This window comes from Alteromonas sp. G4i13, assembly GCF_054960505.1.
On record NZ_JBHNYX010000051.1, the window covers coordinates 18,875 to 27,976 of the forward strand.

The window sequence follows — 9,102 nt, forward strand, 5'->3', positions numbered from 1 at the left end:
GTAAAACTTCATTTTCAGCGATTTTTTCTTACTTAGGAAGTGTTTTTACGTGGTTAGTTTTCGATTAACGCTTTAACGTTGGTTAGCGTGTCAGCTTCGGCGGCGGGTTTATCCCAACGAATGCGGTGAATGCGAGGAAAGCGCAGCGCTACACCCGATTTATGTCTCGAAGAAGGATGGACCGCGTCGAAAGCCACTTCTAACACCAGATCTTTCTTTACCTCCCGCACAGGGCCAAAGCGTCCCACTGCATTGCGCCGTACCCAGTTGTCTAGCTTCTTAAGTTCTTCGTCGGTAAATCCAGAATATGCTTTTCCTATTGGCAGAAGCTGGTCGTCTTCCCATGCACCGAACGTGTAATCGGAATAGAAGCTCGATCGTTTCCCGTGTCCTCGCTGCGCGTACATCATTACCGCATCAACCACCAGCGGGTCGCGCTTCCACTTAAACCATTGTCCTTTGGGACGGCCGGGGACGTACTTGCTATCTAAGCGCTTTATCATCAACCCTTCCACCGCGCGATTTTGACAAACGTGGGCGTGAAGTTCACGAAGGCTTTTAGGAGAGCTTGCAGAAAGGGTTTCCGATAAAAATAATCGCTCGCTTTTGTTGTGGTTAAACCATTCGTGGAGCGCCTGGCGACGTTCCTTCAACGTTTTCTCAGTTAAATCTTTGCCATCTAGCACTAAGGCATCGTAGACAATAAGTCCAACAGGTGAAGACGCTTGCAGTGCTTTACTTGGCTTTTTCTTGTTGAGGCGTTGCTGAAGTGCATTGAATGTGTCGACATTCGGCTGGGAAGTCGTAGCGTCATAAGCATCTTCCTTTACGTTATGAATAACCAGTAGTTCACCGTCTAGCACCATATTTCCTTTTACCGTTTCAAGTAGGTCGGGAAAAGAATGGCTAATGTCATCTCCTGTGCGTGAGAAAAGCGCCTTATCCGGCGTCTCTTCATCTGTTGTTTGCCCTTTTTTGTTATCGTTCTGGTCTTTTCTTGTGGCGCATTTACTGGTAAAAGACTCGGATTTAACAGCAAGCTGAACACGAATACCGTCGTACTTGTTTTCAATTTGCCACGTCTTTTCCTTAAAAGCATCAATATCGCTGTCCTCAATAGGATGGGAGAGCATCACGGGGTGGAAAGTAACTGCATTTTCAATGTCAGGTTTGTCACCTTTGCCTTCTAACCAAGCAAGCATGTCGGTGTAGGGTGGTGTAACCGCGTGCCACAGGGTTTCAATTTCTTTGATATCTTTATTGCCATAATCGGCTAATATTTGTTTAATGGAGCGAGCCGACACGCCTATGCGCAATCCGCGGGTGCCAAGTTTCAATAAAGCCCAGCGCTGTGCAGGGGTCATTATCGTCAGGTAGTTGGCTAGCGTTTCCGACACCTTCTGTTTACTCACAGACGCAAAGATTTCTACGACTTCAGTAAGACTTGGAAGATTATCTGTGGGTTCACTGTAAGGCCATAAATGCGCCACGGTTTCGCTAACCTCTCCCACATAATCGTAGCTCATTGCAAAAAGCGCAGAGTCAGTGTGTTCGGTAATGAGCTTTTTCACAGTGTTACGCTTAAAAAAATCGAATCGCAACGTACCGGCCATAGCGGCTATAGCCCAGCCACGATCAGGGTCAGGTGTGTTGGCAATGTAATCAGCAATGAGTTGCGCTTTGGCTTTGTTTCCCGACGTGTAATAAAGTTGCTCAAGCAAATTACTAAATGCTTTCATTAGTCGCCTCCTTGCTCTTCTTCATCGTAGCCGACAAGCGATAATGCCCTAGCTTTGAACCCCATTTTTTCAGCTTGATACATTAACGCGTCTTCTCTGCCGTGGGTCACCCATACTTCTTTGGGATTCACTTCTTCAATGGTTTGTAATAATTCTGGCCAATCGCAGTGATCGGAAATAATAAGCGGTAGTTCGGCATTTCTTTGCTTCGCACGGGCGCGAATTTGCATCCAGCCAGACGCCATAACAGGGCGCACATTGGGTAAGCTTCTCGACCACCTGTCGGCCAATGCCGAGGGGGGCGCCAATACAATCTCACCTGCCAGTGCTTTCTTATCTGCGACGTCAGATACAGGAATTAAAGCGCCTAGATTTATTCCAAGCTTTCCGTATAAATCGCATAGCTTTAGCTGCGCACCATGTAAGTAGATGGGCTTTTCGTACCCCGCTTCACGTAGCGCTAAAATAACCCGCTGGCATTTCCCTAGTGCATACGCACCTACAAGGTGGCATCGTTCGGGAAAAACACGTAACGAGTGAAGGAGCTTTTCTATTTCGTGCTCTATAGGTGGATGTTTAAATACAGGAAGGCCAAAAGTGGCCTCGGTAATCAATACATCGCATGGGACAACTTCAAACGGAGGGCAGGTGGGATCGTGGCGACGTTTGTAGTCGCCTGAAACTACAACGCGATAACCTGCATATTCGATAAGAATTTGAGTAGAGCCTAAAATGTGTCCGGCGGGGAAAAAAGTGACCGCAACGTCATTAAATGTCACTGACTTACCTAGCGTTATGGCGTGTTGGTGTGTTGCCATTCCATCGCCGTAGCGGGTTTTCATAATGGCCAGTGTTTCTACACTGGCATAGACACTATGGTGGCCTGCGCGCGCATGATCAGCGTGTCCGTGAGTGACAAGTGCTGTGGCCACTTCATTCATCGGGTCAATATAGAATTCACCCGGCTCGCAATACAGGCCAGTGTCGTCAGCTTTAAGCCATGTTGATGGATGCACTACACATAATTTCCACGAAATAAATCATGCTCTTACTACGTAGTGAATGCCTAAAATCGACCATTTGATATTCGTTCGTTGAGGATTTTTGCGAACTGTTAAGCGCTTAAGCACTTGGTTTGTCGCAGTAGATATGGACTTGGATACAGCTTCAGAAGAGGCACTTTATAAGTCTCCCACATTACATGTGTGGTTGAATCAGTGAAGTACTTTCCCTGATGAGAAGTAACACTGATAAGGATGCTGTAGTCTTATAACGTGCTATTCGAGCTACCTATTGTACAACTTCAAGTTGTTGGGCTTCTGATGCTGTTGCCTCTAGCGTCGCTTCGGAGAGGTGTGGATTATTAAGTTTGAGTACGGTTCTCTCTGAAAGCTTCAGCGCTTTTTCAATATCTTTAAAACTAATGTACTTTTCAAATAACGCGGCGAAGCTTCCGTCTTGTCGAGCAATATTTAATCCCCGTTCTATGCGCTGCGCTAATTCAGGTTGCGATTGTGAAACGAAGAAAAACATGTAAGACGGATAATACAATAAAACTGAAGGCTCTATGATAATGTCTGGGTCGTTTAGCGATTTCGCCTCTACCACCGCCTCATGAGCCGCACGTGGAAAGTAATCAATTCTACCAGCCTTTAAAAGCTCAATGATAATGTCGTAATTACTGGTTCCTAACGTAGTAAATCCGTTGTGCTCTAGAATCTGAAAATCGGGCCAGTCGTGACCTTGACCTGCAACAAACCGCTTTAGGTCAGGCGCGCTACGAACATTGTTAAACTCACGTAGAGTACTTTGGCGGATCAAAGAGACGCGATAGCCCATGATTCCGTTCAATAGAGGAACCCGCACCGGAATGGCTTGCTGTTCACGTAGTTTTGACGTCACTGTCCAAAACACGTCAATTCCCCCTTCTTGGTTTAGTTGGCGCAGAACGCGTTCTTGAACCAAATTGCCGCTACTCTCTACGAGATATGTTGGTTTAATAGGGTCTTCTGTTTTGCTGAGCGCTAATTTAAGCAATGCAGAGTAATAGTCATGAGAGGCATAGTCGAGCTCACTACTTTCGACTATCTTAACTTCGTAACTGCTAGGGGGGAGCTGTGATGTTTGCGCACTGTCCAACACACTTCCAAAAGCTTGTTGGCAGAAAATGTGCCTAATTATCATCACCGCTACTATTGAAAATAGCCCTACTCGACGTCGATTTTGTATCATGCCTATTTACCTCAATGGCTAAGGAAAAGCCATTGAGCCTGCTAACCTTTAACATTGAGTAAAGCTTAGCAGGCCTACTTATTTAGGTTACGTTTACCGTTCAGTATAGACACAATTTTCAAGATGCAAGCATATGGTGTTAGGTGAGCTGCTCTATTTCGTCCTGTTTCAATTTTTGCTTTTTGTGAAAACTGCGCAAATACATTTTTCGCCATAGGGCTTCAAAGGGACCCTGGTTGAAGTGCTTAGTAATGGCGTTCGCCAAAATAACTTGTACTGCGGTGAAGGCAATGGTGACCAGAAGCAAATCAAGCAACGTTACGCTGTAAATAAAGTTTGGAAAATAAGCGGGCATGACGATGCGAAATAGCACAGCGAGTGCTATTGATTGGGTTAAGTAGAGGGTGAACGCAACTTTGCCGCAGTTTATAAGCGACTGATACCACCACGCCGCAGTATGTCTTATGTTTATCAATAGGTGAGCGTATACCAAAGCACCGAAAATGGCTGGAATGCTAGTGAACATGGGAATCACATCTAATGTTACCTGTTCGAATAAAAATTGCGGGAGTGCAGTAATGATAGATGTGACGATAGCAACCAATACTAACTTCTTAAATATCAGTGACGAGAAGCCGTGATTGAAAAAGCCTGCCCTGTACAAGTAAGCGCCAAACATCATAAGCCCCATAGACTGCCACAGCATAGTGAATGGCGCGACAATAACCGTAGACAGCATAAACGATGCTTGAATACCAAGCTGCGTTAAATAGCCGCTTTGCCACAAGGCCACTTCTTCGTTAAATGTTTCACTGGGTCGTGTTGGCAGTTCAGCCCCCATGTTGAACACAAACGCCATGACGAGCCCACCAACTAACATAATTGCGCTTCCCACAATAAGGTAATGAATACTTTTCTTTTTGAGTTCGTCTTGAGGGAGCGTGAAGTGTTTTAAAATAAAAAATGCGCACAGGCTGTAATAAAGCAAGATGTCGCCGCTGAAAATAAATACGCCATGCAGTAGCCCAAATACAAACAGCCACTTAAGTCTGGCTTGTGAGAAATCTAGGAAATGTTGTCCGCGCTTTTCACAGGCCTCAAATTGAATTGCCAGACCTGCACCAAACAGCAAGCAGAACAGAGAGCGAAATCGTCCATCCAAAAACAGCGTGTTAAAAAGTGAAATAACCGTGTCTGATAATAGCGGCTCTTCAAAAAATGCATAGTTAGCGTAACCGTTTTGGTGAAACGTAATGTTCATGAATAAGATGCCAAGAATGGCTAAACCTCTAACGGCGTCTATTGAATGAATTCGCATGTACGGTCCTTGTAAGAAAATCGCTAATTCGTGAAGCATAAGAAGGTCAAAAACTCTGCGCTGAAGTTTACGCTAAGAAAATGTATAAGGTCGAAGTTAAAAATGTATCTAAACATTAAACGCGCTGAGGATGATTACATTGTGCATCTATCGTAAGGCGTGACAAGTAAACCTAACCAAGGTTTTGCCGTATAAGTGCTAAAAGTATTAACAAGAACCATCAATGACTTCACTTCCTTCAGTCTTTGCCCATTGGTTTGAACAAAAAGGCTGGCAACTACGCGATTATCAACACACCATGCTGGTGGAGAAAGACCAGCATGACTGTACATTATTGATTGCGCCAACCGGCGCTGGCAAAACCCTGTCTGGCTTTTTGCCTAGCCTAATTGAACTTGCTGAGATGTCGAAAAACAGCGAACTTGCTGAGGCATTCGGTACGAGTGAACTTGCCGAGAAGTCGGAAAACAAGGAGCTTGTCAAGAAGACCGGAACCAGTGAACAAGCCGAAACAAAAGTAATAAATAAACAGGCAACAAAAGCAAAAGAAAAGGATGGTTTCAACGGCCTACATACCCTTTACATATCGCCGCTGAAAGCACTCACGCAAGATATTCATCGTAATTTGTTACAGCCCATTGAAGAAATGGCGCTGCCGATAACGGCAGAAACACGCACAGGCGATACGCCCTCACACAAGCGCCAGCGTCAACGTAAAAAGCCGCCAAACATCCTGCTTACCACACCAGAATCGCTCATGCTGATGTTGAGCTACGCCGATGCCGATAAGCTTTTTGGCAAGCTTAAACGCGTGATCATCGACGAAACGCACAGTTTAATGGCCAATAAACGCGGCGATTTTTTATCACTTGCTCTCGCACGATTAAGCTTGCTTTCTCCAAACTGTAAGCGCATTGGGCTGTCTGCCACCGTAGCATTTCCCGAGACGTTGGGCGCTTGGCTGGCTGGCAGTGACGGTGCAGCCAATATTGTAAAAGTGAAAGCGGGTGAAAAGCCGAAAGTCGAAATGCTGCACTCTAAAGCGCGCATGCCCTTTGGCGGTTTTATGGCTCGCTACGCTATTGATGATATTTACCAAGCTATTGAAAATGCCAAAACCACGTTGGTTTTTGTGAATACGCGGGCTCAGTCCGAACTGCTATTTCAAATGCTGTGGGAGGCAAATAAAGCAGCCCTACCCATTGCCATTTATCACGGCAGCTTGAGCAAAGAGCAGCGTCGTAAGACCGAAGCCATGATGGCAAGCGGCATGCTGAGGGCAATTGTATGTACGTCGGCCTTGGAGTTAGGTATTGACTGGGGGGACGTGGATAAGGTTATTCAAGTTGGCGCACCAAAAGGCGTGAGCCGATTACTACAGCGTATTGGGCGGGCAAACCACAGGCTCGACGAGCCAAGTGAAGCGTTGCTCGTACCGGCAAACCGCTTTGAGGCGCTGGAATGCCAGGCGGCGATCACCGCTATTGAAAAAGGGGAGCTAGACGGGGAAAGTCCACAGCCAGGGGCACTGGACATTATCCCGCAATTTATACTGAACTGCTTGTGTAGTAGGGCCGATAGCCCAGATACCTTGTATCAAGAGATACTTACCGCCACGCCATACCAAGGGCTCGATAGAGATGATTTCGCAAAACTGTGGCAATTTACCCAAGACGGCGGCAGTGCGCTCAATGCATATGAAAGATATCAACGCCTGACACAAAACGACGATGGCACTTACTCGCCAGCGAATCGGCGGGTTATTCAACGGCACAGACAAAATATCGGCACCATCGTTGAAGCGGGTCGGCTTAAAGTAAAGCGTATTCGAAGAGGAAACCAAGGCAAGATTATTGGTGAAGTAGAAGAGTATTTTGCTCAGCAGTTAACGCCCGGAGACACCTTCTACTTTGCAGGAGAAGTATTGCGTTTTGAGGCTATTCGCGACATGCAACTACACGCTAAGCCTGCAAAAGCGAAAGAGCCGAAAATACCAAGCTACGCAGGTGGCCAAATGCCCCTTTCTACCTATCTAGCGGAAGGTGTAAGGGCAATTTTGGCTTCTCAGAAATCGTGGAGAGCACTGCCTGCACAGGTACAAGAGTGGCTTAAACTTCAACAGGCGTTTTCTCAATTGCCTAGTCCTGACAACGTGCTTGTAGAACAATTTCCGTTTAGACAGGCGCACTATACCTTGTACTACACCTTCGACGGACGCAAAGCGAACCAAACCTTAGGTATGTTGCTAACGCGACGAATGGAAAAAATGGGCATTAAGCCTTTAAGCTTCAGCGTGACTGATTACGGATTATCGGTAGCATCAGTAAACGCCATCACACAAGGGCAGCTCCAGCAGCTATTCCAGCCAGATATTCTAGGGGACGAGCTAGAAGATTGGATGTTACAGGCACCTATGCTTAAGCGCTCGTTCAGGCAAGTGGCGGTGGTGAGTGGACTGACGGAACAGCGCTATCACGCCAGCCAAAAAACCATGAAGCAGGTCACCTTCTCTACGGATCTTATTTACGATACGTTGCGTGAACACGACCGCGACCATATCTTACTTAAAGTAGCGCGGGCCGATGCAGAACGTGAGCTACTTGATTTAAGGCGACTTGCTAATTTACTTATTCGCTACGTAGATTCAGTGACATTGGTAAACCTTGAAAAACCGTCGCCAATGGCCATTCCTATAGTACTGGATGTGCGCAGTGAGCAAGTGAAAGGCGCTGGTGCACAGGCTATCATCGAGCAAGCTAATTTATATGCAGAAGCTGAAACCATGTTAGATGAAGTTCGCGCATTGCTATCAGGGGCTAGCGTTGAATAACGTGAAGATAAACAAGACCTTTAGGCTTCGCTTTAATACCTTGGCGACGTACTTCACGCCTGATTCCTTGCTCAACAAACTAGAGCGGTCAGAATGCGCAAGCTACGAAGTGTAGCCCCGCTAAATGAACGAGCGGTTTCAAACCGATAATAAAAACTCGCAAACGAAGAACAAAAGAGGAAATTTTGGCAATAAGCGATGCTTGGTTGACCGAAAAAGTAAGCCAGCGCCACATCACTATCACAAAATATGCAGACTACTTGTGGCTGTTAGACGCGCGCGGTGTGGCGTATTTACCCGCATGCGATTGGCTTATAGTGTCTGATCTCCACTTAGAAAAAGGCAGTTATTTACGCAGCTATGCGAACCCATTGCCAAGTTTAGATTCCACTGCCACGTTAACGCGACTAGAAAGTATCATCGATAATTACAAGCCATTGCGAGTAATCAGCTTAGGTGACAGCTTTCACGATAAACACAGCATGTCGCGCATGACCTTTGATGACCGTCAGCACTTATGCAGATTAGTTGATAGTGTGAACGAGTGGATGTGGGTAGAAGGTAATCATGACCCAGATTTACCCGACGGCATACCGGGTACGCCGTGTTTTGAAGTAGTGCTAGATAATATGGTATTCAGACACGAAGTAGAAACGAGTGAAAATCGTGCTCAGGTTATTGGCCATTATCATCCCAAAAAGCGCACAACTATTACCCGCCGCCGATACTCAGGCAAATGCTTTACTAACAACGAAAATGTATTTGTGATGCCAGCCTTTGGTCAGTTCACTGGTGGGCTGGATATAGATGAAGAGGTAATGCTAACGCTTCTGCCCAAACGCTCACGACAGGTATTCATGCTCTACGACAACATTATATTTAAAGTATGAACCACCAAAATGGGGTCAGAGTACATTTCCACCGTGGTAGAATTGAAAAAGGGGTCAGAGTACATTTTGTGACTTGAATTTGTCTTGGAAAAT

At 46.0% G+C, this 9,102-nt stretch carries 6 protein-coding genes; 2 read left to right on the plus strand and 4 right to left on the minus strand.

Features of this window, described 5'->3' with window-relative positions:
* Window positions 1-53 precede the first annotated feature (53 nt).
* The 4 genes from ACFI6J_RS18690 to ACFI6J_RS18705 form a co-directional block, all read right to left on the minus strand.
* Window positions 54-1,739 (minus strand): cisplatin damage response ATP-dependent DNA ligase, encoded by a 1,686-nt coding sequence (locus tag ACFI6J_RS18690; protein WP_462555647.1) that lies wholly within the window; start codon window positions 1,737-1,739, stop codon window positions 54-56.
* Complete coding sequence (locus ACFI6J_RS18695; RefSeq protein WP_462555650.1) at window positions 1,739-2,755, minus strand: ligase-associated DNA damage response exonuclease; 1,017 nt, start codon at window positions 2,753-2,755, stop codon at window positions 1,739-1,741. Before ACFI6J_RS18695 ends, ACFI6J_RS18690 begins: the two co-directional genes overlap by 1 nt.
* Window positions 2,756-3,029: 274 nt before the next feature.
* Window positions 3,030-3,971, minus strand: coding sequence for a hypothetical protein (locus ACFI6J_RS18700; RefSeq protein ID WP_462555653.1), 942 nt, complete (start codon window positions 3,969-3,971; stop codon window positions 3,030-3,032).
* Window positions 3,972-4,110: 139 nt separating this feature from the next.
* Window positions 4,111-5,289 carry a DUF418 domain-containing protein gene (locus ACFI6J_RS18705; RefSeq protein ID WP_462555656.1) on the minus strand — a complete coding sequence of 393 codons (1,179 nt, stop codon included), beginning with the start codon at window positions 5,287-5,289 and terminating at the stop codon, window positions 4,111-4,113.
* 223 nt (window positions 5,290-5,512) lie between these two features.
* Here ACFI6J_RS18705 and ACFI6J_RS18710 point away from each other — a divergent pair, with 223 nt between their 5' ends.
* Together ACFI6J_RS18710 and pdeM are read left to right on the plus strand one after the other, a co-directional pair.
* Window positions 5,513-8,119: a ligase-associated DNA damage response DEXH box helicase gene (locus ACFI6J_RS18710; RefSeq protein WP_462555659.1), complete on the plus strand. Its 2,607-nt coding sequence runs from the start codon at window positions 5,513-5,515 to the stop codon at window positions 8,117-8,119.
* Window positions 8,120-8,304: 185 nt separating this feature from the next.
* Window positions 8,305-9,009 carry a ligase-associated DNA damage response endonuclease PdeM gene (gene pdeM, locus ACFI6J_RS18715; RefSeq protein WP_462555662.1) on the plus strand — a complete coding sequence of 235 codons (705 nt, stop codon included), beginning with the start codon at window positions 8,305-8,307 and terminating at the stop codon, window positions 9,007-9,009.
* The last annotated feature ends 93 nt before the right edge of the window (window positions 9,010-9,102 follow it).

Bases quoted from the DNA above. Each gene is read 5' to 3' on its own strand.
- ACFI6J_RS18690 (WP_462555647.1), bottom strand. From the start codon at position 1,739: ATGAAAGCATTTAGTAATTTGCTTGAGCAACTTTATTACACGTCGGGA.
- ACFI6J_RS18700 (WP_462555653.1), bottom strand. From the start codon at position 3,971: ATGATACAAAATCGACGTCGAGTAGGGCTATTTTCAATAGTAGCGGTG.
- ACFI6J_RS18705 (WP_462555656.1), bottom strand. From the start codon at position 5,289: ATGCGAATTCATTCAATAGACGCCGTTAGAGGTTTAGCCATTCTTGGC.
- ACFI6J_RS18710 (WP_462555659.1), top strand. From the start codon at position 5,513: ATGACTTCACTTCCTTCAGTCTTTGCCCATTGGTTTGAACAAAAAGGC.